This is a genomic window from Moraxella sp. ZY210820 (assembly GCF_030674635.1).
Taxonomy (GTDB): Bacteria; Pseudomonadota; Gammaproteobacteria; order Pseudomonadales; family Moraxellaceae; genus Acinetobacter.
The window spans coordinates 1,378,271-1,404,825 of the sequence record NZ_CP089978.1 but is presented as its reverse complement, the minus strand read 5'-3'; the positions used below and the strand labels follow the sequence as shown (position 1 = coordinate 1,404,825).

Below are 26,555 nucleotides of genomic sequence, written 5' to 3'. Positions count from 1 at the left end.
TGATTTTTAGCTAAAATTTTAGTAGAATAATATAATTTTTATAGATTAGATTATTCGGATTTCCTATGGAAAATTTTCGTAAATTTGTGACTGGTTGGTTTGGTAAAGGCTTATTGGTACTGTTTACTATTCCTTTTGCTTTCTTGGGGATAGAAAGCTATTTTGCTCAGTCTAACTCAGTGAATGCAACGCACGTCATTAATGGTGACTCCATTGCTAAAGAAGATTTAGATGCACAAATTCAAAGTTTACAAAGAAATTTTTTGCAGTCTGTGGGTGGAGATACGACTTTATTAAATCAAGACTTTATTTATAAAGCGGCTGTTGATAATTTAATTTCACGCCACCTATTAGTACAACAAGCAGATAAATTAAATTTGGCATTAAGTGCAGAACAAATTGAACAAATGCTGATGCAAAATGAACAATTACAAGAAAATGGTGTGTTTTCAGCACAAAAATATGAACAATATCTGCGTGATACACGTCAAACAAATGATTCTTTTGTTGCTCAAGTACGTCAAGACCAAGCGTTGCAAATGTTAGTGGCTGGTTTGAGTATGGCGTTGGTTAATCCAAAAGATGTACAACAAATCAATAGTTTAGCTAGTGAACAACGTCATTTATTTTTAGCTAGTGTACCATTAAAAAACTATTTACAAGAGGTAACAGTAAGTGATGCTGAAGTGAAAAGCTATTATGATAAACATCAAAAGAAATTTATCCAGCTTGCTCAAGCAGATGTGAGCTTTATCGTTGTTAAGCCAGAGCAATTATTGAAAGAACGTATTTCAATAAGTGATGAAGATTTAAAACAAGCATATCAACAGTATGTACAAAATTTACCACGTAAAGTAAAGCATATCTTAATTACAACATCTGGTCGTACGGAACTGGATGCACAAAAACGAGCAAAAGAGGCGTATGAAAAAATTGAGTCAGGTGAAAGTTTTGCTCAAGTTGCTAAAAACTATTCTGACGATGTGGATTCTAAGGATAACGGTGGTTGGATTAGCAATTATGCTAAAGGTAGCGTATCAGAGAATTTTGACCAAACAATTCAGAAGACAACGGTAGGTAAGGTTTCTCAACCGATTAAAACTCCTTTTGGTTACCATTTAATTAGTAGTGAGTTGAGTGAAGCCCCTAGTTTTGAAAGTCTCAAGGCAACTTTAACTGCTCAAATACAAAAACATAAAACTGAAAATGCGGTGGTGGAAGCGATTAATCAGTTAAATGAAGATGTAATGGGAAGTGATAGTTTAGAAACTATTCAGCAGGCGGTGCAAGGTTCAAGTGTACAAAATACACACGTAATTGCAAATACACAACATCCGATTTTAAGCCAAACGGTTGTAAAAAATCGTATATTTGGTGATGAGAGTAAACAGGGTGAATATCGTGCTTCAAGTAGTTTGCAATTGTCTAATGGTGATGTGGTGTGGGTCAAAGTAAGCAATTATACTCCTGCGGGCGTACAAACTTTTGATAAAGTTAAAGAATATGCAAAAACGTTAGTCTTGAATGAAAAAGCAACAGAGCTTGCTAAGCAAAAATTGCAAACAACTCTAGCTGATTTTAAAACTAAACCTGCTCAAGAAGTGGTAGCAAATAGTCAGTTAAAATTTGAAGACGCAGGCTTTTTACGCCGTGGACAAAACTTATTACCACAAGTACAAAATGTTGCTTTTAGTTTACCTAAACCAGCGACGGGTAAATGGTCAGTTGGCACATTAAATATGGGGAATGAGTTAATTTTAATTGCTGTTTCTGAAGTGAAACATCCAACAATAGATAAAGCTGAGCAAATTGGAAAAAATGAATTGAAAAATTATTATGCACAACGTGAGTTAGGCGATTATTTGTATTATTTACGTTCAAATGCTCAGATTAAAGATGTTCAGAATAAATAATTAATTCAGCTCATAAATAAAAGAGATAGTCTAATATTTAAACTATCTCTTTTATTTTGTTTATTTTTTACTTAAATAGTTATAAAAATACTTGAATTATTAATGTAAAATTTGTATGATATTAAACATGGAAGCGTGGCAGAGTGGTTTAATGCACCGGTCTTGAAAACCGACGAGGGTTCACGCCCTCCGTGAGTTCGAATCTCACCGCTTCCGCCATATTTAAATCATAAAAAAGACATCATTGTGATGTCTTTTTTATTTTTAAGTATAATTTTATAATTTGATGATATACTCACTCAATTTTAAAAAATTATAAGGGCGAAGCATCATTCATCCTTATATCATGATATTTTAAGCTACATTTAGAATAACATTAATCATCATATTCTACTTTAGATTGTACCACTTCGCCTGTATTTGCATTAATGCGTACTTCATAAGGATGCCCATTACTTGCTAAGATTTTAATTTCATAATGTGCGTGGATATATTCATAGTCTAAGCTCGCTTCAAGCACTTGACCTGAAATATTTTTTTGTGCAATATCAATAGCTTGACTTAGGTTAATTTTAGCTTTAGGCTTTAAATCCAATTCACGTTCGCTATAGCTTGATAAAATTTGTCCTGTTTTTGCATCAATTTGTACACGGTGCTGATGTGTACCTTGAATTGTTTCTACATCATAAATGGCAGAACCATGATTTTGATGAAATTCAAGTTCAACAGCTGTACCTTTAGTATGTTGCTCAGCAAGTTGAATCGCTTGATGGATATTGCTTAATGTTTGGTTTGCTGTTTGAGTAGGCGTTACGATAGTTGATGGTTTTTGCACAACAGTTGTAGGTTGTTGGATAATTTGTGGTGGTTGAGTATTTTCCGCAGTAGAGGCATTAACTTTGCACCCTGTTGCGATAATAGCAACACTGGTCATAATGGCAATTTGATAAAATTTCATGATCTTTCCTCGTTTATATCAACACATAGAAATAAATTAGGCGTATAATACAGAATTAGATTTAGCTTAAAATTAGCATTGTGTAAAAATATGTAATAGGAATGAACTTATGAATCAGGCTCAAACCGCATTAATTATTGTTGATATGCAAAATGATTTTATGCCAAATGGTGCTTTAGCTGTACAAAATGCTGATCAAATCATTCAGCCGATTAATCAATTGGCTCAGCATTTCCAAAATGTGATTTTAACGCAAGATTGGCATCCAAATGAGCATATTTCTTTTGTGGATAATCATACAAATCAACAAGTATTTGATTATATTGAATTAAGTTATGGACAGCAAGTTTTATGGCCAAGACATTGTGTACAAGGTAGTCAAGGTGCAGAATTTCATCGAGACTTAAATATTCCTCATACACAATTAATTATTCGTAAGGGGTATCATGTGGAGATTGATAGCTATTCTGCTTTTTTAGAAGCGGATAAAAAAACAGCAACGGGATTAGCCAGTTATTTACGAGAGCGACAAATAAATACGGTATATATTGTTGGGGTGGCAACGGATTATTGTGTAAAATGGACAGCCCTTGATGCACAACAAGCTGGATTTAAAACCTACGTTATTGAAGATATGTGTAAGGCAATTGACATCAATGGTTCATTAGCACAAGCTTGGTTAGAAATGTCGCAAGCAGGTGTACAGCGAGTACAAAGTTGTCAAATGGCATTTTAAATTTGAATTAAAAATGTTACTATTGATAAAATATTTATATGATAATTTGATGAATGAAGATGAATAATATCCAACAACACGCAATTATTATTGGTGGTGGTATGGTTGGCTTAAGTTTAGCACTTATGCTAGCACAACAACATATCCATGTTACTTTACTGGAAAATATTCGTTATCCACAACTTGATAATAATGATGTACCGTATCATTCGAGTTTTGATGCACGCAATACAGCATTATCTCGCCGTAGTGTGCAAATTTATCGTCAGTTGGGTATTTGGCAAGATTTAGTACAGTATAGCACTCCCATTCATCAAGTTCAAATGAGTGAGCAAGGTGGTTTTGGGCGAGCACGTTTAGTCGCTGAGCAGGAAAATGTTGAGAATTTTGGCTATGTGATTGAAAATGCATGGTTTGGGCGAGTATTATTGCAAAATGTACAGAAAAATTCATATATTCAACTCATTGATGATATTGAAGTAACGCACATTGAGCAAGATGAACAGCAAGTGCTTGTACAAGCACAGAAAAAACAACAAACAGAACAATTTAGATTTACTGCACCATTGCTCATTGGAGCTGATGGACGAGATTCATTCACTCGACAGGCTTTAGGTATTGGTTTTGATGAATATGATTATGAGCAAGTGGCGATTGTAAGTACGGTACAAACATCAAAACCACATCAACAAATTGCTTTTGAACGTTTTAGTGAAAATGGACCTTTAGCATTATTGCCATTAATTCAAGAGAATCGCCGTTCTATTGTGTGGACAGTTAAAAAAGGCACAGAACAACAATGGTTAGGTGAGCAAAATGATGAATATTTCTTAAATGCCTTACAACATACCTATGGCGATAGAGCAGGGCGTTTTGAAAAAGTCGGAAAGCGTTTTTGTTATCCTTTAAAGCAAGTTTTAGCTCATAAACAAGCGGTTGGGCGTGTGATTTTAATGGGGAATGCTGCACATACTTTACACCCAGTTGCAGGGCAAGGTTTTAATCTCTGTTTGCGTGATGCTGATGTATTGTTACGTTATATTCGCCATCAACAAGCACAAAATGCTGATATAGGCGATGCTGAAATGCTCCAAGCTTACGAAACTGCACGTTTGAGTGACCAAAAACGTGTCATTCATTTTTGCGATACGGTGGTTAAAACATTTAGTAGTACGCAAATTTCGATAAAATTATGGCGTAATTTAGGCTTAATTGCCTTTGATTTAATGCCACAAGTGAAACCAATCGTCGCCAATTATGCAATGGGGTTAAAAGCATGATAAATCAAACTGATATTTTAGATGTAGTGATTGTTGGTGGTGGTTTAGTTGGTGGTTTGACAGCTTTACTTTTGGCACAAGGGGGAGTGCAAGCTACTGTACTTGATGCAAGTCCAATTTTAGAACAAGAAAAAGTTTTTAATGTACCTAATGCTCGTGCATTAGCTTTAACTCAAGCTACAATTCAATTATTAAAACATGCTGATGTATGGCAGGCTTTATTAGATACGCAACGTACGATTGCTTATACAGGTATGATGGCGTGGAATAATCATGGTTATGGTGATATTTTACTGGGTAAAGCAACACAAAATCCAATGGTTGATGATGTGTTAGGCGTCATGGTTGAGCCAAGTATTTTAAATTATGTGTTACAACAAAAAATGTTACAACAAGTCAAAGATTATCGCTCACAAACTCGTGTACAATCGCTTGAAAGAATCACACAGCAAGGACAAACAATTTGGCAAATTCAGCTTGCAAATGGCAATATTTTGAACACTTATTTAATTATCGGGGCTGATGGTGCCAATTCATTTGTACGCCAGCAAGCAATGATTGATATTGATGTACTTGATTATCAACAATCTGTCTTAAGTTGTGCATTATTAACCGAGCAACATCATCAGCACGTTGCTCGGCAAATGTATAATCCAACGCCATTCGCATTGTTACCAATGGCAAGCCAAAATCCAGCACAAAATGGTTACTTACATTCCTTAGCATGGACATTACCAACAGAATTGGCAAATGAATATAAGCAATTATCATTGGTTGAATTTGAGCAATTATTAAATCAAGAAAGCCATTATATGTTGGGTAAAATTCAAGTTTTAACTGAGCCGATGTCATTCCCATTAAAAGCACGAGCAGCACAACGTTATATTGATGATGGTTTAGTATTGATTGGTGATGCAGGGCATACCATTCACCCTTTAGCAGGACAAGGTATGAACTTAGGTATGCTTGATGCTGGTGTATTATGTGATGTTTTATTGCACGATTTACAGCGTGGTAGTTGGGCAAATATAGCAACTTTAGAGCGTTATCAACATCACCGTCGTGGACATAATTTAACCATGATGCATAGTATGTCGATGATGGGCTTTATGGAAAAATTCCAAGATACGCCTTTACGCTGGGCATTGAATTTTGGGCGTAAAACTATTGCAAAATCGGATTTAGCCAAGCAATTTTTAATGTATCAAGCGAGTGGTGTTCAACAATTAAAAGCAACACGTTATGCGATTGCTTAAATTTTGCATTGTATAAAACATTACATTTTTGTAGAATGATGGGTGTGAAAATAGATTTAAATCATTGTTCAATCTAGCTAATAGTGGAGCATATTATGAACGATTATGATGAAATTGATGAAAATGAAATTGACGATGAGCCAGATACTGATGATGAACCTGTATTAAGTGAAACTGATGATGAAGTCAGTGATATTGATATTGCTGAAGCTGAAAGTTTAACGGTTACTGCAAAGCAAAAACAACGTGATGCTTTAGCTGATGAAGTGGCAGCATTTTTAGCACGTGGCGGTAAGATTACCGAAGTTCCGCCAGATGAGAGTGCGAGAGATTAAGACTAATCAGCATTTTATTGAACCAGCCTTGTGGACGAAAGCATGACAATTCATATTCTATATGTCAGTGATAATAAAGCTGGACATCGTTCACAAGCTATGGGTCTTTATCAGGCTTATCAACGGCAAAATCCATATCAACGAATTGAATTTCATGAAGTTTTAATTGATGATATTACTTATATGGATTTGTGTTTGGCGATTTTAGGTAAATCACTTTCTAATATTGATTATCAACCTGATTATCTTATTGGTGTGGGGAGCCATACGCATTTAAAAGTCTATTTATTAAGCAAAGTTTATCGCCGTGCCAAAAGTATCATTTTAATGAAAACATCATTGCCATTGCCATGGTTTGATTATCATATTATTCCACAACATGATGGGCAATTTCATCAATCAAATGTTATTAGTACACAGGGTGTATTAAATCCTATTATTAATCAACATCGCCATCAACAAAATCGTATTTTAATTGCATTAGGTGGATCATCAAAACGTCATCAATGGCAAAATGAAACGATATTTACACAAGTGATTGATATTATTTATCAAAATCTACAAAGTGAAATTATTATCACGACATCAAGACGTACACCAAGTGATTTTTTAGTAAAATTACAAACACACTTTCCTATAACAGATTATCCTAAAATTCAATTTTTTCCTGTAGAGCAAACGCCACAAGGTTGGATTTTTGAGCAAATGCAATTAGCAGAAACGGTATGGGTAACAGAAGATAGTGTTTCCATGATATTTGAAGCCCTAACTTCTGGTGCAAATGTAGGTATTTTACAGGTTAAGCGTTTAAAATCAGACCGTATTACTATGATGTTAGATGAATTATTAAATCAGCCTCAACCGATGAAAATGCAGTTAAATGAAGCGGATAGAGTAGTGAAATTGGTATTTTAAGAGTAAAAATCATGAAAATTTTACATATTGCAAATTTTGGTTTTAATAAGCAAGGTACACATTTTTATTGTACTGACCGTAAAATTTCGGCTGGATTAATTGAAAATGGACATTTTGTTTATGATTTTAGTTTTCGTGATATGGCAAGAATGGGGACAATCTTTAAAACTAAAAAATTAGGGGCAAATTGGGCAGGGAAAGAAGTTTTAAAAATTGTAGATAATCTTGAGCCTGATTTGGTATTAATTGGGCATAGTGATTTAATGAAAGCAAGTGTATTACAAGAGATAAAACAACGTTATCCACATATTAAAATTGCATTTTGGTATGTAGATCCACTTTATTTAGAACACAAATTAGATTTTATCAGAGCATTTTCGCCGTATTTAGATGCTATTTTTTGTACTACAGGTGGTGAGTATTTACAAAAACTAAAACAGCCACATTTAAAAGTTGCCTATATACCAAATGTTGCACATACAAATGTTGAGATATTGCAACAATTTAAACAACAAACATTTCAACAGCAATTTATTTTTTGTGGAATTATTTATAAAGAACCTGAACGAGAGCGGTTTTTGGCAAATTTAGCACAACAATTAAAAAATCATCATATTCCATATCAATATTATGGTTGTTTTGGTTCACAGCCGATTTATGGTAAGGGCTACTACAAAATTTTAGCAAATACACAAATGGGACTAAATTATTCTCGTAAAAATGATGTAACTTTATATAGCTCTGACCGTATTGTACATTTAACGGGTAATGGCTTACTAACTTTTAGCCCACGTATTCCAAAATTTGAACAATTATATACTGAAAATGAATTGGTTTATTTTGATAATCAAGCTGATTTAGCTGATAAAATTCATTATTATCATCAAAATAGAGATGAAGCCAATAGAATTGCTCAAGCAGGTTGGCAAAAAACACATCAATCATTTAATGCTAGACGCATTACACAATTTATGCTAGAAACAGTGTTTAATTTGCCTTATTCACAGCAATATGAATGGCTTGATGAAGTGTATTAAGCAACTTTTTTTGCTAACTTTCTACGTCTTAGATTTTTTTTTATCGCAGGCATTAAATCATTAAACTCTTCAATACGAAGCATACGAATATCATTAACACATAATTCAAACCATTGATATTCTTGGGCTAATTCTTGTACAGCTGTTACACAAGTAACAGCCGTTACTTCATCATCGCCAAAATAAACACTTCCTTGCTGACGAGTAAAACCAAATTCTGTCAATAATAATTCAATATCATTGTAGGCATTACGCCATGATGAATGTGGATAATGTTGCTCAAGAGTTTTAGTATTGAGGTCAAAAGTAATAGCGTACATAAAATAATCTCACATCACAAATCAAAAAAACTGCTATATAATTAAATGACTAAGGTGTATAATAGCGAATAATAAGTTGTCTTGCAAGTTGGGTCTGATAGAGAGCTATAAGGTGTTGATTTTATATATTTTAATTGCGATTTTAGCATTTGCTTTATTATTATGGTTGATGGGTAATTATACTTTTTGGTTGCCCTATCGTTCTAAAAATTTACCACGCATTATTATGTTTCATCAGGTTAATCCCCATGTACCTGCATCTGGTATGAATACGCCACCAGAAAAATTTGAACAATTTTTACAAATCTTAGTAAAACAAAATAGTGAATTTAAATTTGTATCAGAATTGGAAATGAATCATCATCAACCAAATCAAGTTGCGATTAGTTTCGATGATGGTTTTTTAGATAATTATCAATATGCTTTTCCATTACTCAAAAAATATCATGCTAAAGCTACGATTTATTTAGCCACTCATATTGAAGGGATTGAAACACTTCAACCTGAACATATTCAAGAAATGCAAGACTCTGGTTTAATTGAGTTTGGAGCTCACACGCAACATCATATCAATTTGCTTAAAGTTGATGATGAAATTGCTTATCAAGAAATTTTACAATCAAAACAAGATGTGGAACGATTAACAGGACAATGTTTGAGTTTTGCTTATCCATTTGGGCGATTTAATGAAAAACATCAACAAATGGTCAAGGAAATGGGGTTTAAAAATGCCGTTTCTACACGCAAAAAAATTGAGCAATATTCTGAACAAAATCAATATAATATCCCACGCATTAGCACACATGGGGCAATGAATGCTTTACAAATGCGAATCGCACTTGCTAAAGGACGTTATAAGTTATGAATGATATTTCACAAAAAATCCCGTGTAGTGTATATATTGTAACGCTGAACTGTGGACAATGGTTACATGATACTCTAACTAGTGTGCAAGATTTTGCTGAAGTGATTATTTTAGATTCAGGTAGTCATGATAACACTTATGAAATTGCACAACAGTTTGCTAATGTTAAAATTTCCCATCAAGATTGGCTTGGTTATGCACAGCAAAAACATCAAGCCTTACAATTGTGTCAATATGATTGGGTATTAAATTTAGATGGTGATGAAACTTTATCGCCAGAATTAAAACAGGAAATTATACAAACGATTTCGGCAAATCAAATTGATGGCTTAATCATTCCAATTAATGATGTATTTTTAGGTGTGGCAAATAGTCAATATACCAAAAAGCACGCAAAAACTCGCTTTTTCCGTAAAGAAAAAGGCGATTATGATTTAAGTAATTTTGCTCATGAAAATATTGTGGTACACGGTCAGCTTGCTCAAGCAAAAGGTGATATTTATCATTATGGGGAAAGCAGTATTTTTGTAAAAGTGCAAAAGAATAACCAATATTCTGAGTTAAAAGCACAAGAAAAATTTGCCAAACATAAAAAGCCAAGTATTTTAAAATTAGTCGCTGTAATGCCTTTAACATTTTTTAAATCGTATATGATTCGCCGAAGTTGCTTGAATGGTTGGCGTGGTTTTGTAAATAGTATGATTAATGCGTTTTATGCTTTTTTAAAAGAAGCAAAATTGTTTGAACAATATTTGAATAAAAAATAATATTAGGTTGAGTGAATGAAAATTATACAATTTATGGCGAGTAGTGGTGGCGTTGGTGGCTTAGAGCAACATACTTTTAATTTAGTGAATGAATTAGCCAAACAGCATGAAGTACATTTTATTGCTCACCCATGCTATGCTGAAAAAGTTGCTAGTAATGTACATTTTCATTCACTTGATTTAAGCCGTAGTCGCTTGAATATTGTGTTATTATGGCAATTATTGAGTATGATTAAAAAAATTAATGCTGACATTTTACATTGCCAAGCGGGAAAAGCGTCAGAATTGGTCAATATGATTTCGGTATTTTTACCAAATATTAAACGAGTAAATACGATTCACGGTACTAAAAAGAATAAGAAAGTGTATCATCAAAAGGCAGATGCCGTGATTGGTGTGAGTAAAGCCTTGATTGATGGTGTGCCATCACATAAATCTTATGTGGTGTATAATGGGGTTTTAGCACATCATAAGTTGTCAGATGATGAAATTACCCAACAAAAACAAAAAATTATAGAGCAATATCAACTTGATTCATCATTTAAAAATATTATTTGTATTGGACGTTTAGAGCCTGTCAAAAATATTGCTTTACTCATCCAAGCTATGCAATTTGTACAAGCAAATCTATGGATAGTGGGTGATGGTTCATTACGCCAAAATTTAGACTTGCAAGTTAAGAGTTTAAATTTACAACATAAAGTGGCTTTTTTAGGCTATCGTGCAGATGCTAGAGATTTATTACAATGTGCTGATATAGTAGCATTATCATCAGACCGAGAAGGATTTCCCTTGGTAATGGTAGAGGCTTTACAAGCTGAAAAAGTAATGGTTTCAACTAGAGTAAATGGGGTAGTAGAGTGGTTGCCAGAGCAGTTTTTAGTAGATATAGGCAATGTAGAGCAATTGGTTTCCGTGATAAATTTAGCGTTAAAGGATAATAGCCAGCATGATTTTGCTATGCTATTTAAACAGGCTCAACAACAATTAACTGTAGAAGCAATGGCACAGCAGACGGTTGCAATCTATCAGGATATGATAAAAAAGTTTTATTAACTAACGGTTGAGAAATATTGTTTCGTAAGACGTACCTTTATATAAATTTTTATCAAATGGTGCGTCTTACGTCGCTTTAATTGTTACTTAATCCTACTTAATCTTTATATTTCAATAATTTAAAATATTTAATTTAAGCCGAATTCACGTTATACTAAATGTAAAGCATCCATAACTAATACATTTTCAGAAAAACTAAAGGTATGTGAGCCCATACAATTAAAGGATTGGGGATTGATTTTATCGATACATTGTTCACTATATTGTTGTGGTGAAAGTTGGTTGATTTGTCTTAACTCCATTGCACCGCCATAGCGTTTAATAGAGTCTTGTACAGGACGATAGAGTTTATCATTGTATGTAAATAAATTGCCAGCAGGGCGTTCATAGAGTAAAGTTTGCTTTACAGGATTTTGTGGATGAGCTTGCCATGTTCCATTTAGTAAATCATTACTATAAAAGATATCTAAACGATTACCAAATTTTTTAGTATTTTGTTTGGTACTTGTAAGCAAATAAAATAGACCATTATGTTGATAGAGCGTACTATCTACTGCTTCAATATTGTCAATTAAAACTTGTTTTTTTTGCCACTGATAAGGAAAATCAACCTCTTGCCATAATTCTATGGTTTTATTAGCAGATGTTTCTGGAATCATAAACCATTGATTATGATAATTAAAAATAAATGGATAAGATAAATGATATTCACAGTTTAAAATGGTCTGGACTTCACTATGTGTGCCATCGGCAAAAATTTCACACGCACCGAGATAGCCATGCGGAGATTGATGATTATCAATTTCAAAAATAATAAATGTTTTGTTTTGATGCTTAGCGACAAAAGGGTCAGCATAAATCATATTTTTGGGTGGATGGATTTCAAAAAAATGTAAATCTCTCCATTTGAATGGATTGTCAGTAAAAGCAAAGCGTAAAAACCATTGTTCGTGCTGTTGATGTTTTTGACGTGTTAAGTCATAAAATTTTTTTTGTAAATGACGAAGCATAAGTATGTTCTACAAATATTGATGAATATTCTCATTTTAAAAAAAATCAAGTATAATTTGCAAGTACAAATTGATTTTTGAGCAATACAATGAAAAAATATATAGTCAGTATTGAGCAAGTAGATAGTCCAAGATTACAAAGTTTTTTAAATCAAGAATTTATTAAACCTTTTGTTAATGAGTTTCAAATTGTAGGATTTAATGCTTATCAGCAGTCGGCAAAAGATTATTTTCAACAAGCAGTTGCAGGACGTATTCGACCACTCACTTTAGGAGAATGGGGGTGTACTAAATCACATTTGATGTGTTTACAGGATTTTTTAGATTCTGATGAGCAATATGCATTGATTTTTGAAGATGATGCTATCCAAACTTGTTCTATTGATTTAAAACAACTTGAGCAAGAAATCCAGCATTTAGCACTTTCCTCTCCATTTTTTCTAAGTTTAGGTGGTGTACAAATGAAAATTTGTAGAAAAGTGCGAGGCTATTTATTATCACAAAGTCTTTTTAATCGTCCTATTCTACAAGTACATCCTTATTTTTATGAGCGTATGCACTTTACTTATGCATATATAGTTGATAGAGCAATGGCAAAAGTGCTATTAGATTATCATCAACCTATACAGATTTGCGACCATTGGCAAGGTTTAATGAATGAAAATGTTCATTTTTATATGACTTATATTTTTAATCACCCTGATTTAGATGAAAATCAGAATATGAGTTATATTGAGCAAGAGCGTAATATGAAGTATTCTGAAAAAATAGTATCTCTTTCCCATATAGAGAAAATTAAAATGCAAATCAATAAATTATCTTTGAATTCATATCCACAATAGTAGGTTTTCTATGCAAAATTTATCTTTACCGAGTATTCATGCTTTATGGATTGGGGATACTTTAGGTAGAATTTCTAGTTGCTGTTTGAGTTCTTTTGTTAAACAAGGGCATCAAGTTTATTTACATACCTATGGAGAAATTAAAGATTTACCCAAAGGTGTCATAATTTGTGATGCAAATCATATTATTCCCAAACAAAATATTATCCGTCATAATGCTACAGGCAGTTATGCGTTATTTTCAGATATATTTCGTTATGAGTTATTAAAACATATTGATCATGGTATTTATGTAGATTGTGATGTGTATTGTATTAAGCCTTTAATTATTCCTGAACATGGATATTTATTGGGTTTTGAAGATGATAGCAAAATTAATGGTGCTATTTTAGCATTACCTAAAGAGAGTGTTTTACTACAGAAATTGATAGAGATTAGCCATGATGAAAATTTTATTCCACTTTGGTATCCTAAAAAGAAACAAAGACGGTTAAAATTTAAAAAAATGTTAGGTATGGCAAAACATATTGCAGATATGCCATGGGGTGCAATAGGTCCTGAAGCTATTACATATTTTGTACAACAAAATAAGATTTTACATTATGTACAAGATATTGATATTTTATATCCTGTACATTATACATGTATTAAACATCTTATTAATGGAAATTTAGATATAGCAGATATTACGACTAAACGTACGTTATGTGTTCATTTATATAATGAAGTTTTACGAAAAATTGATTTAGAAAAAATAGATGAACAGAGTGTTTTAGCTAAAATGTTAAATAATGAGATTTAATTTATGAATAATTATGTGATTAGTCTTGTAGCTTCTATTGAACGTCGTTGGCATATTGAGCAAGAGTTTGGTAAGCAAGGAATACAATTTCAGTTTTTTGATGCTATTACTCCTTCTACAATGCTTGATGTAATAGATAAATTTAATATTAATATTGAAAACGTTAGTTTAACTCAAGGAGAGATTGCTTGTTTATTAAGTCACGTTTGTTTATGGCAAAAAGCAGTTGATGAGCAACAAAAATATATTGCTATTTTTGAAGATGATATTTATTTAGGGCAAAATGCACATTTATTCTTGAATGAGAGTAATTGGATCTTACCACAATGTCATATTATTCGTTTAGAAGTTTTTAATCCCTGTGTGAAGATGTCTAATGATAATATAGATGTTTTTGATAATCGTAAGTTAAGACAGCTTCAAGATATTAGTTGGGGAACTGCAGGGTATATTTTATCATTAGATGGAGCGAAAAGTATTTTAGATTATATAAAACAGATGAAGAAAATAACAATTGCTGATAATTTACTATTTGGTCATTATCCTTTTAATTCCCATATTCAACCAAGTGAATTGAAAATTATTTATCAACTATCACCTGCTTTATGTATTCAAGGGCAAAATGTTATACATAATGGTGTGAATATTGATGTATCAACATTATTTAAATCAGAAATTTATACCGATATTTCAGCTTTACCAAATGCTGAGCAGCGTAATTTTTTTAGTTTAAAAACCAAACGAACATTAAAAGAAAAGATAATTAGAGAAATAAATAAGTTATTTCCTAAACAAAAACATAAATATACCGTTGATAAAATTGGATTTAAATGATACAACTTATTTGAGAGTACTGATTTTGGGATTTAAATCTGAAGAAATCATTAATATAGACTGCTTTAGATGTTTTTTGTCATGTGCTTATGTATAATATATTAATGTGAGCTTGGAGTATTTTAAAATATAATTATTTGATATTAAAGCAAAGATAAATTTAATCGATCGGGGGTAGGAATGGAAAAACACTGTTTCGTAAGACCTGTTTTTTACAAATTTTATCGAAACGGTGCGCATACTTTTTTCCTACTTAATCTTTATACTTCAATGAGTTATAAAATTTAATGTAAACTGAATTCATGTTAGTTTATAATTGAATTAATTAGGTGTAATTTAATGTCCACATCTACAACAACATGGCAACAACGTTTAACTGCATATTATTATTTATGCCGATTTGATAAACCAATTGGCACGGAGTTGGTATTTTATCCAACCATGTGGGCATTATTTATGGCAAGTCAAGGCTTACCTGATGTTAAAACTTTTATCTTATTGACTTTAGGTGCAATTTTTATGCGTGCTGCAGGGTGTGCGATTAATGATTTTGCTGACCGTAAAGTTGATGCTCATGTGGAACGTACCAAACATCGTCCATTAGCTACTGGTATCATTAAAAGTTGGGAAGCGGTTGCAGTTTTTCTATTTTTTGTGTTAGCAAGTGCAAGTTTATTATTATTTTTGCCGATTGAAGTGTTTTATTGGTCTTTTGGTGCGGTAGGGTTGGCATTTATTTATCCATTTATGAAACGCTATACACATTTACCACAAGTTTTTTTAGGTATGGCATTTTCATGGTCCATTCCGATGGCTTATGTAGCGGTTGGTAAAACGCCTGATTTGAGTTGCTGGTTATTGTATTTTGCTAATTTGGCATGGACAGTCGCTTATGATACACAATACGCCATGACAGATAGGGAATATGATTTAAAAATTGGTGTAAAATCGACAGCTATTTTATTTGGTCGCTATGATTTAATAATTATTGCAATATTACAAGCAATTGCGATGTTTTTATTAGCGATAGTGTTTTGGCGAGAAAATATTTTACAACCTTATGGTTGGGTATGCTTAATTGGAATGCTATTTTTATTTGTATATCAATATGTTAAAACTTATCAACGTGAGCCTAAGTGGACATTTTGGGCATTTTTAAATAATCGTTGGGTAGGATTATGGGTATGGTTGAATATTTCATTTTCTTTGTGGTTTGGTAGTTAAGAATTAAAATAGACCTATTATTTTTATGGTTTTGTTGTAAATACGTAACTAGTGAATATAGGGTAATTTATAAGAATATAATAATATCAATGATTTATATTTTTTAATAGAATAAATCGATTTAAAATAAAAAAATATTCTATTTTACCGATTTTAAAAAATGTATTATACTGAGACTATAGAGAAAGCAGGTTGGTTTTAATACTGACCCATTATATCAACCCAAAGCCGAAGTTAAGAAACTAGGCAAAATACTATAGGTGTAATTCAATGACACAACAAACTCAAGGTTGCCCATTTCACGGTGGCGTAACATCAGACCAACAAGGTCCTATGGCTTGGTGGCCAAAAGCTTTAAATCTTGATATTTTGCATCAACACGACAGCAAAGTAAACCCACTTGGTGAAGATTTTGACTATGCAAAAGAAGTGGCTAAACTTGATGTGGATGCGTTGAAAAAAGACATCGCTGATTTACTTCGCAATAGCCAAGAATGGTGGCCAGCTGACCACGGCTATTATGGTGGTTTAATGGGTCGTTTAGCATGGCACTCAGCAGGTTCTTACCGTGCTATGGACGGTCGTGGTGGCTCAAATACTGGTAATATCCGTTTTGCTCCATTAAACTCTTGGCCAGATAATGCGAACTTAGATAAAGCTCGCCGTTTATTACAACCAATCAAACAAAAATATGGTAACAAAATCTCTTGGGCTGACTTAATTATTTTAGCTGGTACAATGGGTTATGAAGCTGCTGGTTTAAAAACTTTCGGTTTCGCATTTGGTCGCCGTGATATTTGGCACCCAGAAAAAGATACTTATTGGGGTTCTGAAACTGAATGGCTTGCACCAACAGGTTCAAAAGGTAACCGTTGGTCTGGCGATCGTGAGTTGGAAAACCCATTATCATCAGTAATGATGGGCTTAATCTATATCAACCCAGAAGGTGTTGATGGTAATCCAGACCCAATCAAAACTGCTCGTGATATGAAAATTACATTCAAGCGTATGGGTGTAACTGTTGAAGAAACTGTTGCTCTTGTGGCAGGTGGTCATACCATTGGTAAACAACATGGTAATGGTGATGCGTCTAAAGTAGGTGCTGAGCCTGAAGCTGCTGATATTGCTGATCAAGGTTTAGGTTGGAAAACTGACGATAAATCAGTTGCTAAAATCACATCTGGTATTGAAGGTGCATGGACCACTCACCCTGACCGTTGGGACAATGAATTCTTTAAATTATTGTTCAAATACGAAGATAAATTTGAAATCGTTCGTTCACCTGCTGGTGCAAAACAGTGGGAACCATCAGAGATGGACGAAGAAGATATGCCAGTGGATCAAAACGACCCAACAATTAAACGTAAAATCACAATGAATGATGGTGATATGGCGTTAATTAAAGATCCAGAATATCGTGCAATTTCTGAGAAGTTCTTAAATGACCCACAAGCGTTTGATGATGCCTTTGCTCGTGCATGGTTTAAATTAACTCACCGTGATTTAGGTCCTCGTAGCCGTTACTTAGGTCCTATCGCTCCGCAAGAAGATTTAATTTGGCAAGACCCAATTCCTGCTCCTAAATATGTTCCAACAGAAGCAGAAATTGCAAGCCTTAAAGAAAAAATCTTGGCAAGTGGTTTGAGTGTATCTGAATTAGTAGCAACTGCTTGGGATTCTGCTCGTACATTCCGTCAATCAGACTATCGTGGTGGTGCGAATGGTGCTCGTATCCGTTTAGCTCCACAAAAAGACTGGGTTGGTAACGAACCAGAGCGTTTAGCTAAAGTATTAGCGGTATATGAAAAATTATCTGCTGAAACCAATGTTTCTATCGCTGACTTAATCGTATTAGGTGGTACGGCTGCTGTTGAAAAAGCGATTAAAGATGCTGGCTTTAACGTAACTGTTCCATTTGCTGCTGGTCGTGGTGATGCAACTGCTGAAATGACAGATGCTGAAAGCTTTGAATACTTAAAGCCTATCCATGATGGTTTCCGTAACTTCCAAGAAGCTCACTATGAGCCGACTCCAGAAGAGTTATTACTTGACCGTGCACAGTTAATGGGCTTAACAGCAGTTGAAATGACTGTATTAGTTGGTGGTTTACGTGTATTAGGTGCGAACCATGGCGGTAGCAAACATGGTGTATTCACTGACCGTGTAGGCGTATTAACAACTGACTTCTTCCGTAACCTTGTAGATATGGGTAACAAATGGGAGCCAACTGGCCGCAACAGCTATAACATCGTTGATCGTAAGTCTGGCGAAACTAAGTTTACTGCAACTCGTGTAGATTTAGTATTCGGCTCTAACTCTATCTTACGTGCGTATGCTGAACTTTATGCTCAAGACGATTCTCATGAGAAATTTGCTCAAGACTTCGCTAAAGCATGGGTGAAAGTAATGAACGCTGACCGTTACGATTTACAAAAATAATCTAAGCGGTTAATTAAGAAAACGGCACTCTGTAAAGGGTGTCGTTTTTTGTTTTTTTTTTTGCGATTATGATAAAATTCAAATCAAGATAATTTTTTATTTTAAGGGTTTTTATGAAAAAAGTAGCACTTTCTGCGGTTGTACTATTAATGGTTGGTTGTACCAACACAGGTACAACGAGTGGTAATGGCACAACTCATAGTGAATATGGCAATTATTCTGGTAAAGGTGGAATGACGGCTTATAGCATTGACAGTAATACTTATAAATATCATTATGACAATGGTTTTACTGGAGTTGATGCAATGGGGTGGGATAGTAATTTGCAATATGCGTGGTCAAGAACGGCAGGGGCAAAAACTTGTGGCATGGCTGTGGATAGTAAGAAAATCATCACATTCCTTGCTAAAAAATACGGACACGATGAATTTATTCACGAAATCAATGGCATAGATTTTCATTTTATCCAGCAACAAAAAATTAAAGATTTTTGTAATGAAAGACGAGTTGCTGAACTAAAACAAGTCATTCCTCAAATGATGAATGGGCAGTTTGTGAAAAAATTTTAAGTTTGTTTAGCAAAAATGGCAATACTCTTTATGGTAGAGTTTACGCCTACCATAGTGAAAAACAACATGCTCCAAATGGGGCGTGTTGTTTTTTATTGTTTGGTGATTTAAGCTAAAAATTAGTACAGACCTGTAGGGGCAAATCACATTTGCCCAATAAATACGATATTTATACAGGGCGAATATGATTCGCCCCTACGGTACAATGGTGAATTTTTTACTAGTTTTTAAGTTATTTGACTATAGACGTGTTTAGTATTTTTTGCGATAATCAAAATAATCATATTTTATGGAGAATACCGATGAAAAAATCAGTGAAAATACTTCTTATGAGTATTGGACTATTCGTGTCAAATCATGCGTTTTCGGCTTATGGCACTTTTGAAAATATGAAAGCGACTTGTTATATTTTCAAAAACAACCAATTACATCAGCAACAATCTTGTATCTATAGCGGTATGTCAGGGCGAGATATAGAAGATAATACGAGTACAGACATTGACCAAAAAGAATTTATACTCGCTAACGGTCATAAAATAAAGACCACAAATAATATTAAAATAGCCCATAATAGTGAGCGTATCGTTGCTAAAGAGATGACTGTAAATCAAAATAAGGCAAGGATTTATTATCGTAGTTTGTCTTTTAAAGAGATTAGTAAATTGAACGCTGATAAAAGCTGGAACAAAACATTAGTATGCTATAAAAGTAAACAGCTCGATTTTTGTTATATTACACATTAGTGTGTTGATGCGATTTCATATCAGAAGAACAATTTTGAAATTCTGCCAAAAACTTCCCAAACTCATCATCAACATCTGCGACAACGGTCATTTTAGTGTTTAAAATAGGGTGAGTAAAACTTAACGAACGAGCATGAAGCATTAAACGGCTAATACCAAGATTTGCTATAACAGCCCGATTTTGTTTTTTATCGCCATAGGTGGTATCGCCAACAATCGGATGAAAAATATGCTTTAAATGTCGTCTTAATTGATGTTTTCTGCCTGTGAGTGGGCGAAGTTCAAGCCATGAATAGCGAGAAGTGGTAAATCGCTGACACGACACAAAAGGTAACTCTACCGTACCTAAACAACAATAATCGGTAATAGCAGGTTCGGCTTCTTTATCTTGATTGGCAAATTTATCGGCAATTTTATCAAGGCGGGGTTTTAGGGCATAATCGATACGAGCAGGATTTTTGATGGCACCACGCACAATTGCCCAATACACTTTTTCAACATGATGATGTTCAAATTGTAAGGCTAAAGTGTGAGCAACTTGTGGATTTAACGCAAATAATAACACGCCAGATGTTGGACGGTCTAAGCGATGAACAGGATAAACCAATTGCCCAATTTGGTCTCGCAGAGTTTGCATAACAAATGTCGTTTCATATTTATCTAGCCACGAGCGATGAACCAACATTTTAGCTGGCTTATTCACGGCAACGATATAATCATCTTGATAGAGAATAGTGAGTGTCATTTTTGATACATTATCATAGATTATTGTTGAATCAACATACGTCCATTATAAAAATATTGCTCGCCGTGTTGATGATGTAAAATTAAAGCCCCATCATCATGAATGCCTAAAAAACGACCTTTTAAAATTTGTTGCTGATATTCAAATTCAATCATTTCATTGAGTTGATAGGCAACATGGTTAAAGCGTTGTTTTAAGTTTTGGCTACCATAATTAAACCATTGTGCCGCATTTTGCATGGCAATATACAATTCAGCAATAAATGGATTGGCTTGTATGGTAATATTTAATTCACTTAACGATGTACAAGCCTGTGTGATTTGTGAGCGTTGTTGCTCTGATAGTGGTTGTAGATTAATTCCGATTCCTACAATCACACGGTGTTGATCGACTGGTTCAATTAAAATCCCTCCCCATTTACCTTGTGGGCTATATAAATCATTTGCCCATTTAATTTGTAATGGATAATCCTGTAAACTTGGGCAATGAATAATATTAAGTGCCACTTCTAAGGCTAATTTACCATCTAAAGGGCGTTGTAATTGTACTAAACTGCTAAAGTAAATATTACCTTGTGGAGAACACCATTGCCGTTGATGCTGTCCACGTCCTTGTGTTTGTGATTCGCTACAAACTAAAGCTGATTGAATGTGTGGTTGTTGTTGGCAAAGTTGTAATAAATCATCATTGGTTGAGGTGGTAGATGTTTGTATTAACATCACATCAGGTAGCGTATAGCCTTGATGAATAATGGTATTTTGAATTAAATCTTGCTGTAAATTGAGCATATTGCACCTATTTGATTTGTGAAAGTTGTTGGTATAAGCGATACAGTTGTATCACTAAAAAGACACAAGCCACACTTAAACCTACAATAAACCCTATCCAAATACCACTTGCACCGACATTGGTATAACGAGATAAATAAAATCCAATAGGAAAAGCAACCGCCCAATAAGCAAATAACATAATCCACATTGGTGTTTTAGTATCTTGCATACCACGTAAACAACCTGCCGCACACACTTGCCATGCATCAACCAATTGATAAGCAATGGCAAAAACGACTAAGGTTAAGGCAATTTTAGCTACTTCGCTATCTTGAGTATAAATGTTGATAATGGGTTCTTTCCAATACCATAATAAAATCATCGTGATGAGTGCTAATAATGTTGCAGTTAAAAAGCCTAATTTTTGTACTAATAACATTGCTATCCAATTTTTTTCGCCATAATATCGTCCTACACGAATGGTTAGAGCAAGGGCTAATGACATAGGAATCATAAATAAAATGGAGGTAATAGAAATAGTAACTTGATGTCCTGCAATAATCAATTCACCTAGCGGGCTTAATACTAAAGCGGCGGTACTAAAAATACTCACTTCAAAGAAGATACTAAAACCGATTGGAATGCCAAGTGCTAAAATTGTACGCATGATTTGCGTATCAAATTGTGTAAGTTGTTGGCGATGAAATAAGCGATAGTGTTGATAATTTGGTGAGCGATACAGATGAAAAATTAAAGCAAATAACATGAGCCATTGTAAAATAGCTGTAGCAAAACCACAACCTGCTCCACCAAAACCAAGTACATACATAAATAAATAATTTAAAGGAATAAGTATAAATAATGCACCAATACTAATAAAGGTAACGGGACGTGGGAATCCTAAAGCTTCAGAATAACAACGTAATGCAGTATAAGTTGTTACCGCAGGCATACCAAAACCAATGGCATGTAAAAATAAACTAGCTTTAGGAATGAGACTTTCAGGTACATTTAACCATGTTAAGATGAAAGGAATAAATTGTAGAATAATGAGAGCAATAATGCCTAAAGCAAATGCCAACCATAAGGCTTGTTGGGTAATTTTAACCACTTGGCTTGGCTTTTTTTCGCCTAAAGCTTTGGCAACAAGGGGTGTCGTAGCAAAAATAATACCACAGAATAATAGCATAATCGGAATCCATATGCCGACTGCAACAGAAATTGAAGCTAAATCCTGTGCGGACATACGTCCAGCCATAATGGTATCAATTAATCCCATACCTGTTTGCGAAAATTGTGTGATTAGAATAGGAATCATTAAAGCAAATAAGGGTTTAATTTCTTCTTGTAAACGTGGTGTTGCTGTGTGTTGGGACATATCGTAATGCAAATATTTTGAAATAAAATAGCATAACATAAAATAGGGCGGATGAATATTGTAGAAATATGTAGAAAATGAATTATCAATAAGTTAATATAAGTATTATTCTCATTTAGATTATGTTAGACTAAAATAGATTAACTTTTTATGATAGGATTTAAGTATGTTAAAATTTAAACGTTTAAAATTAGCATTATGCGTATTAGCCGTGAGCGGTAGTACATGGGCTGCACCGACTTTAGTACAAAGTGAACGTAATATCGAAGAATATCAATTAGATAATGGATTAAAGGTCATTTTATCGCCAAATGAAAAAGAAAGTAAAGTCTATATGAATACAGTTTATTTCACAGGTTCATTAGATGACCCTAAAGGGAAAGGTGGTTTAGCACATTTATTGGAACATCTATTATTCAAGGGTACACAAAATGTGCCTGATGAAGAATTTCAACGTCGTTTAGACCAACATACTTTAATGACGAATGCGATGACGAGTTTTCATTTTACGAGTTATATTAATGTCTTACCTGCCGACCAAAATAATATTAATGAATTACTTCATTTGGAAGCAGAACGCATGGATAAAAGCGTAATAAAAATGCAACATGTACCGAATGAAATTGAAATTGTTAAACGAGAACGAGAAATTCGTTTAGATCAACCGGGTTCAGTGGTGCGTGACCAAATTTTTAAGGAGTTATACGGCAATCAAAGTTTAGGACGTGCACCGATTGGTGATTTAGAAGAGTTAAAATCGATTAGTTTAAATGAATTACAGCAGTTCTATAAAACATGGTATAAACCGAATAATGCGGCAATTATCATCACAGGTAAGTTTGATAAACAAGCGACTTTAAAACAAATTGAACAACAATTTTCATCAATTCAACCTGCCAAAAGTTTTCCTGTGCGTGCGAGTACACAAGTACCTGAATTTAAATTTGAAAATTTAAAAAATCGTCATTTTAAGGTACAAAAGGGGAGTGATTATGTAACCATGATTGGTTATTTAGGTGCTGGCGATACCAAAATTCAAAATCAATTAAGTGTGGCAGGTACTTTATTGAGTATGGAGCCAAGTGGTCGTTTATATCAATCTTTAGTGAAAAATAAGCAAGCGACTAGCGTGGGTGGTCATAGCGATAGTGATAAATATTATAATTTTGTGATGATTGGAGCGAGTTATGCACCACAACATGACCGCAATCATATTGAAAAAACTTTAATTACACAAATTGAGCAAGGTGGGGATATTTTAGAAGATGACGTAAAACGTGTACGTTTAGCAACTCGCAATGCTTTACAAACGGTTGAAAATGATGCAGTTGCTTTTGGTAGTATGCTGATGCAATATGTAGTTTCGAGTGATAAAGGTTGGTTAGCGTATTTTGATGATGTGGCAGAGTTAGAAAAATTACAAGCGAAAGATGTAAATAAGACTTATCAGAAATTTTTTGACGCACAAAAACGTATTGTGATTGATATAGAGCCAACGCCCGAAGCATTGAAGCAAGCACAGCAAAAGCAAACTAGCACACAGCAGTTAAAATCGACGCAAGTTGAAGAAGTGGCTGAACCGTTAAAAGATGTGCAAACTTATCTTGATGAGCAAAAGCATTATTTAGCTGAATCTAAAAATAGTATTGATACGGTAACGCCTAAATTAATTTTTGGACAATTCAAAAATGGTTTACGTTATACCTTTTATCCGACTGAACTTAAGGATAATAAAGTTTATGCGACATTAACGGTTGGTTTGGGTACACATGCATCATTACATGGTAAAGCTGAAGTGTTAGCAAGTATGGCGAGTCAGTTGTTGCGTGGTTCAAAAACACATAATCTACAACAAGTCGTGGATAAAAATTTAGAATTAAATGGTTCTGCCCATGCAAAAGTATCGGGGAATAAACTGACTATTCAAATTACATCAGATCAGCAACATTTTGCTGAATATTTAGCATTTGTACTTGAGATGTTAAAACAACCTGCATTCAATCTTGAAGATTTTGAAGTGAATAAAAGCACAGCATTGGCGGATTTAGAACGTCCTTATACCGAGCCGAGCGTAGTGTCGAATTTAGTGTTAGACCGTGTAACAGAAATTTATCCACAAGGTGATTTGTTTTATCATTTTGAGCCTGAAGTGGCAAAAGCACAGTTAAATACCGTAACTAATGAACAATTAAAGCAATTTTATGCTGATTATTTTGCTATGAATCATGCACATTTAACTATTACAGGGCAATTTGATGTCGCACAAACACAAAAAGTATTGCAAAAACAATTGGCAAAATGGAAAACAAAACAGCCTTATCAACGTGCGGTGATTCCTTATCAGCAATATCAATCACAAAAAATTCATGCTTTAGCCGAACAACGTGAATTTGGTTCGTATCAATCTTATTTAACGATTCCTGTAGGTATTGAAGATGAGGATGCGATGCCATTATTAATTTTAAGTCATATTTTAGGTGGTTCGCAATTGTCATCACGTTTAGGTAAAGAGTTGCGTGAAACCAATAACTTAGTGTATGGTTTTAATCATGATTTAAATTTAAGTAGCGTAAATTCAAGTGGTAGTTGGTCGGTTTCTGCCAATTATAAACCTGAATTAGCGGAGCAAGTCAGTCAAGCGATTCATAAAACCATCAATGATATATTGGATAAAGGGGTAACTGAGCAAGAAGTTGAAGCGGGTAAGGCACATTTGTTGAAATCAAGAGCTACAGCAATGAAAGATGATAAACGTGTGCATTCGATGTTGGTTGCTCAACAAGATTTAAAGCGAAATATGCAAAGTCGCCTAGAACGGGATAATAAAATTGCACAAGTTACTAAAGCTGACGTTAATCGTGTGGCGAAAAAATATTTTCAATTAAATCAAATGATTGAAGTCATGGCAGATCAATATGGTCAGCCTGTAGAAATGCCAAAATCTAAGGTTAAATCGCTAAATGGGAAAATCAAATGATGATTAAAATATGATAATGATTTAAATTAATTTATGTTAGGAGAATGACCCTTGCTTCTATTCATAGATAATTTAAATATTATCAATTGGTTATAAAATTGATTTAAACATGATATGAGTATGTGTATTTTTATGGGATAATACTATCAACATTAAAAAAAATACGCTATACTATTCATAATAGCTTAATATCCTAACCTAAATCGTGTAAACTTTATGCGGTTTGGGTTTTCTTTTATTTTTTAAGGAGAAAAATATGCAACGTTATCCAATGACCCCTGAAGGTAAAATCGCTTTAGAGAAAGAATTACAGCATCTTAAAACGGTAGAAAGACCACGCATTACCGAAGCGATTGCTGAAGCTCGTGAACATGGCGATTTAAAAGAAAATGCAGAATATCATGCAGCTCGTGAACAACAAGGTTTTTGTGAAGGTCGTATTCAAGACATTGAGGGTAAATTAGGTGCTGCTCAAGTGATTGATGTACATACTTTGCCACAAGATGGGCGTGTAGTGTTTGGGGTAACCGTAACCATCGAAAATTTAGATACCGAAGAGCAAGTAACTTATAAGATTGTCGGTGATGATGAGGCAGATTATAAGCAAAATAAAATTTCGGTAAATTCACCAATTGCTCGTGGCTTGATTGGTAAGAATGAAGGCGATGAAGCAAAAATCATGACACCGCAAGGCGAAGTTGAATTTGAAATTGTACAAGTGCAATATTTGTAATGATAGTTGTACGATTCATATTCAAATAAACATAACGAGTTATGATTTCAT

At 33.9% G+C, this 26,555-nt stretch carries 25 protein-coding genes and 1 tRNA gene; 20 read left to right on the top strand and 6 right to left on the bottom strand.

The features are described 5' to 3' along the window. The first annotated feature begins 65 nt into the window (after positions 1-65). Together LU301_RS07030 and LU301_RS07025 are read left to right on the top strand one after the other, a co-directional pair. Positions 66-1,913, top strand: a complete 1,848-nt coding sequence (locus LU301_RS07030) for a SurA N-terminal domain-containing protein (RefSeq protein ID WP_305269071.1) — start codon at positions 66-68, stop codon at positions 1,911-1,913. Positions 1,914-2,042: 129 nt separating this feature from the next. Further along, positions 2,043-2,132 (top strand) — tRNA-Ser (locus tag LU301_RS07025). 157 nt (positions 2,133-2,289) lie between these two features. Here LU301_RS07025 and LU301_RS07020 read toward each other — a convergent pair. Further along, positions 2,290-2,871, bottom strand: coding sequence for a PepSY domain-containing protein (locus LU301_RS07020; RefSeq protein ID WP_305269068.1), 582 nt, complete (start codon positions 2,869-2,871; stop codon positions 2,290-2,292). 109 nt (positions 2,872-2,980) lie between these two features. Here LU301_RS07020 and pncA point away from each other — a divergent pair, with 109 nt between their 5' ends. The 6 genes from pncA to LU301_RS06990 all read left to right on the top strand — a co-directional run bounded on the left by pncA (position 2,981) and on the right by LU301_RS06990 (position 8,430). Beyond that, complete coding sequence (pncA, locus tag LU301_RS07015; RefSeq protein WP_305269065.1) at positions 2,981-3,607, top strand: bifunctional nicotinamidase/pyrazinamidase; 627 nt, start codon at positions 2,981-2,983, stop codon at positions 3,605-3,607. 68 nt (positions 3,608-3,675) lie between these two features. Continuing rightward, positions 3,676-4,887 carry a 2-octaprenyl-6-methoxyphenyl hydroxylase gene (ubiH, locus tag LU301_RS07010; RefSeq protein ID WP_305274005.1) on the top strand — a complete coding sequence of 404 codons (1,212 nt, stop codon included), beginning with the start codon at positions 3,676-3,678 and terminating at the stop codon, positions 4,885-4,887. Next, positions 4,884-6,143 (top strand): FAD-dependent monooxygenase, encoded by a 1,260-nt coding sequence (locus LU301_RS07005; RefSeq protein WP_305269062.1) that lies wholly within the window; start codon positions 4,884-4,886, stop codon positions 6,141-6,143. The genes ubiH and LU301_RS07005 overlap by 4 nt, the downstream gene beginning before the upstream one ends. A gap of 95 nt (positions 6,144-6,238) precedes the next feature. Next, positions 6,239-6,478 (top strand): hypothetical protein, encoded by a 240-nt coding sequence (locus tag LU301_RS07000; RefSeq protein ID WP_305269060.1) that lies wholly within the window; start codon positions 6,239-6,241, stop codon positions 6,476-6,478. Between the two features lie 48 nt (positions 6,479-6,526). Next, a complete protein-coding gene (locus LU301_RS06995) occupies positions 6,527-7,393 on the top strand; it encodes an ELM1/GtrOC1 family putative glycosyltransferase (RefSeq protein ID WP_370692249.1) in 867 nt (288 codons plus the stop codon). Between the two features lie 11 nt (positions 7,394-7,404). Further along, positions 7,405-8,430 carry a glycosyltransferase family protein gene (locus LU301_RS06990; protein WP_305269055.1) on the top strand — a complete coding sequence of 342 codons (1,026 nt, stop codon included), beginning with the start codon at positions 7,405-7,407 and terminating at the stop codon, positions 8,428-8,430. On the opposite strand, the gene LU301_RS06985 is transcribed toward LU301_RS06990, so the two are convergent. Next, entirely contained in the window at positions 8,427-8,750 is a 324-nt protein-coding gene (locus LU301_RS06985) for a hypothetical protein (RefSeq protein ID WP_305269053.1), read from the bottom strand. The genes LU301_RS06990 and LU301_RS06985 overlap by 4 nt on opposite strands. Before the next feature lie 169 nt (positions 8,751-8,919). Between LU301_RS06985 and LU301_RS06980 the strand changes: the two genes are divergently transcribed. The 3 genes from LU301_RS06980 to LU301_RS06970 are packed head-to-tail and all read left to right on the top strand — an operon-like array spanning position 8,920 to position 11,438. Beyond that, positions 8,920-9,615 carry a polysaccharide deacetylase family protein gene (locus LU301_RS06980; protein ID WP_305274002.1) on the top strand — a complete coding sequence of 232 codons (696 nt, stop codon included), beginning with the start codon at positions 8,920-8,922 and terminating at the stop codon, positions 9,613-9,615. Continuing rightward, entirely contained in the window at positions 9,612-10,382 is a 771-nt protein-coding gene (locus LU301_RS06975) for a glycosyltransferase family 2 protein (protein ID WP_305269050.1), read from the top strand. The genes LU301_RS06980 and LU301_RS06975 overlap by 4 nt, the downstream gene beginning before the upstream one ends. Positions 10,383-10,397: 15 nt before the next feature. Next, on the top strand, positions 10,398-11,438 hold the full coding sequence (locus LU301_RS06970; protein WP_305269046.1) for a glycosyltransferase: 1,041 nt from the start codon (positions 10,398-10,400) through the stop codon (positions 11,436-11,438). Between the two features lie 149 nt (positions 11,439-11,587). Here LU301_RS06970 and LU301_RS06965 read toward each other — a convergent pair whose 3' ends face one another. Continuing rightward, positions 11,588-12,448 (bottom strand): glucosamine inositolphosphorylceramide transferase family protein, encoded by an 861-nt coding sequence (locus LU301_RS06965; RefSeq protein ID WP_305269044.1) that lies wholly within the window; start codon positions 12,446-12,448, stop codon positions 11,588-11,590. An 89-nt stretch (positions 12,449-12,537) separates the two neighbouring features. On the opposite strand from LU301_RS06965, the gene LU301_RS06960 reads away from it, so the two are divergent. From LU301_RS06960 to LU301_RS06930, 7 genes are all read left to right on the top strand, one after another. Then, on the top strand, positions 12,538-13,290 hold the full coding sequence (locus tag LU301_RS06960) for a glycosyltransferase family 25 protein (RefSeq protein WP_305269042.1): 753 nt from the start codon (positions 12,538-12,540) through the stop codon (positions 13,288-13,290). Positions 13,291-13,300: 10 nt separating this feature from the next. Further along, on the top strand, positions 13,301-14,092 hold the full coding sequence (locus LU301_RS06955) for a glycosyltransferase family 32 protein (protein WP_305269039.1): 792 nt from the start codon (positions 13,301-13,303) through the stop codon (positions 14,090-14,092). Positions 14,093-14,095: 3 nt separating this feature from the next. Further along, entirely contained in the window at positions 14,096-14,926 is an 831-nt protein-coding gene (locus tag LU301_RS06950) for a glycosyltransferase family 25 protein (protein ID WP_305269035.1), read from the top strand. 339 nt (positions 14,927-15,265) lie between these two features. Then, on the top strand, positions 15,266-16,150 hold the full coding sequence (ubiA, locus tag LU301_RS06945; RefSeq protein ID WP_305269032.1) for a 4-hydroxybenzoate octaprenyltransferase: 885 nt from the start codon (positions 15,266-15,268) through the stop codon (positions 16,148-16,150). Positions 16,151-16,420: 270 nt separating this feature from the next. Beyond that, on the top strand, positions 16,421-18,589 hold the full coding sequence (gene katG / locus LU301_RS06940) for a catalase/peroxidase HPI (protein ID WP_305269029.1): 2,169 nt from the start codon (positions 16,421-16,423) through the stop codon (positions 18,587-18,589). 113 nt (positions 18,590-18,702) lie between these two features. After that, on the top strand, positions 18,703-19,158 hold the full coding sequence (locus tag LU301_RS06935; RefSeq protein WP_305269027.1) for a hypothetical protein: 456 nt from the start codon (positions 18,703-18,705) through the stop codon (positions 19,156-19,158). A 302-nt stretch (positions 19,159-19,460) separates the two neighbouring features. Continuing rightward, on the top strand, positions 19,461-19,901 hold the full coding sequence (locus tag LU301_RS06930; protein WP_305269024.1) for a hypothetical protein: 441 nt from the start codon (positions 19,461-19,463) through the stop codon (positions 19,899-19,901). Here the strand turns inward: LU301_RS06930 and truC are convergent. Genes truC through LU301_RS06915 form a run of 3 tightly spaced genes read right to left on the bottom strand, consistent with a single transcriptional unit; the run spans position 19,891 to position 22,794 of the window. Then, on the bottom strand, positions 19,891-20,646 hold the full coding sequence (truC, locus tag LU301_RS06925; RefSeq protein WP_305269021.1) for a tRNA pseudouridine(65) synthase TruC: 756 nt from the start codon (positions 20,644-20,646) through the stop codon (positions 19,891-19,893). The genes LU301_RS06930 and truC overlap by 11 nt on opposite strands. Before the next feature lie 20 nt (positions 20,647-20,666). Further along, positions 20,667-21,434 carry a biotin--[acetyl-CoA-carboxylase] ligase gene (locus LU301_RS06920; protein WP_305269019.1) on the bottom strand — a complete coding sequence of 256 codons (768 nt, stop codon included), beginning with the start codon at positions 21,432-21,434 and terminating at the stop codon, positions 20,667-20,669. A 7-nt stretch (positions 21,435-21,441) separates the two neighbouring features. Beyond that, positions 21,442-22,794, bottom strand: coding sequence for an MATE family efflux transporter (locus LU301_RS06915; protein WP_305269016.1), 1,353 nt, complete (start codon positions 22,792-22,794; stop codon positions 21,442-21,444). Positions 22,795-22,960: 166 nt separating this feature from the next. Here LU301_RS06915 and LU301_RS06910 point away from each other — a divergent pair, with 166 nt between their 5' ends. Both LU301_RS06910 and greA read left to right on the top strand, forming a co-directional pair. Next, entirely contained in the window at positions 22,961-25,771 is a 2,811-nt protein-coding gene (locus LU301_RS06910; RefSeq protein WP_305269013.1) for a M16 family metallopeptidase, read from the top strand. Positions 25,772-26,027: 256 nt separating this feature from the next. Then, positions 26,028-26,504 carry a transcription elongation factor GreA gene (greA, locus tag LU301_RS06905; protein WP_305269010.1) on the top strand — a complete coding sequence of 159 codons (477 nt, stop codon included), beginning with the start codon at positions 26,028-26,030 and terminating at the stop codon, positions 26,502-26,504. Positions 26,505-26,555: the final 51 nt, after the last annotated feature.

Bases quoted from the DNA above. Each gene is read 5' to 3' on its own strand.
- katG (WP_305269029.1), top strand. From the start codon at position 16,421: ATGACACAACAAACTCAAGGTTGCCCATTTCACGGTGGCGTAACATCA.
- LU301_RS06930 (WP_305269024.1), top strand. From the start codon at position 19,461: ATGAAAAAATCAGTGAAAATACTTCTTATGAGTATTGGACTATTCGTG.
- LU301_RS07020 (WP_305269068.1), bottom strand. From the start codon at position 2,871: ATGAAATTTTATCAAATTGCCATTATGACCAGTGTTGCTATTATCGCA.
- LU301_RS06950 (WP_305269035.1), top strand. From the start codon at position 14,096: ATGAATAATTATGTGATTAGTCTTGTAGCTTCTATTGAACGTCGTTGG.
- LU301_RS07030 (WP_305269071.1), top strand. From the start codon at position 66: ATGGAAAATTTTCGTAAATTTGTGACTGGTTGGTTTGGTAAAGGCTTA.
- LU301_RS06965 (WP_305269044.1), bottom strand. From the start codon at position 12,448: ATGCTTCGTCATTTACAAAAAAAATTTTATGACTTAACACGTCAAAAA.
- LU301_RS07005 (WP_305269062.1), top strand. From the start codon at position 4,884: ATGATAAATCAAACTGATATTTTAGATGTAGTGATTGTTGGTGGTGGT.
- pncA (WP_305269065.1), top strand. From the start codon at position 2,981: ATGAATCAGGCTCAAACCGCATTAATTATTGTTGATATGCAAAATGAT.
- LU301_RS06980 (WP_305274002.1), top strand. From the start codon at position 8,920: ATGGGTAATTATACTTTTTGGTTGCCCTATCGTTCTAAAAATTTACCA.
- LU301_RS06920 (WP_305269019.1), bottom strand. From the start codon at position 21,434: ATGCTCAATTTACAGCAAGATTTAATTCAAAATACCATTATTCATCAA.
- LU301_RS06990 (WP_305269055.1), top strand. From the start codon at position 7,405: ATGAAAATTTTACATATTGCAAATTTTGGTTTTAATAAGCAAGGTACA.
- LU301_RS06975 (WP_305269050.1), top strand. From the start codon at position 9,612: ATGAATGATATTTCACAAAAAATCCCGTGTAGTGTATATATTGTAACG.
- ubiA (WP_305269032.1), top strand. From the start codon at position 15,266: ATGTCCACATCTACAACAACATGGCAACAACGTTTAACTGCATATTAT.
- LU301_RS07000 (WP_305269060.1), top strand. From the start codon at position 6,239: ATGAACGATTATGATGAAATTGATGAAAATGAAATTGACGATGAGCCA.
- LU301_RS06985 (WP_305269053.1), bottom strand. From the start codon at position 8,750: ATGTACGCTATTACTTTTGACCTCAATACTAAAACTCTTGAGCAACAT.
- LU301_RS06955 (WP_305269039.1), top strand. From the start codon at position 13,301: ATGCAAAATTTATCTTTACCGAGTATTCATGCTTTATGGATTGGGGAT.
- LU301_RS06970 (WP_305269046.1), top strand. From the start codon at position 10,398: ATGAAAATTATACAATTTATGGCGAGTAGTGGTGGCGTTGGTGGCTTA.
- greA (WP_305269010.1), top strand. From the start codon at position 26,028: ATGCAACGTTATCCAATGACCCCTGAAGGTAAAATCGCTTTAGAGAAA.
- LU301_RS06915 (WP_305269016.1), bottom strand. From the start codon at position 22,794: ATGTCCCAACACACAGCAACACCACGTTTACAAGAAGAAATTAAACCC.
- LU301_RS06960 (WP_305269042.1), top strand. From the start codon at position 12,538: ATGAAAAAATATATAGTCAGTATTGAGCAAGTAGATAGTCCAAGATTA.
- LU301_RS06935 (WP_305269027.1), top strand. From the start codon at position 18,703: ATGAAAAAAGTAGCACTTTCTGCGGTTGTACTATTAATGGTTGGTTGT.
- LU301_RS06910 (WP_305269013.1), top strand. From the start codon at position 22,961: ATGTTAAAATTTAAACGTTTAAAATTAGCATTATGCGTATTAGCCGTG.
- truC (WP_305269021.1), bottom strand. From the start codon at position 20,646: ATGACACTCACTATTCTCTATCAAGATGATTATATCGTTGCCGTGAAT.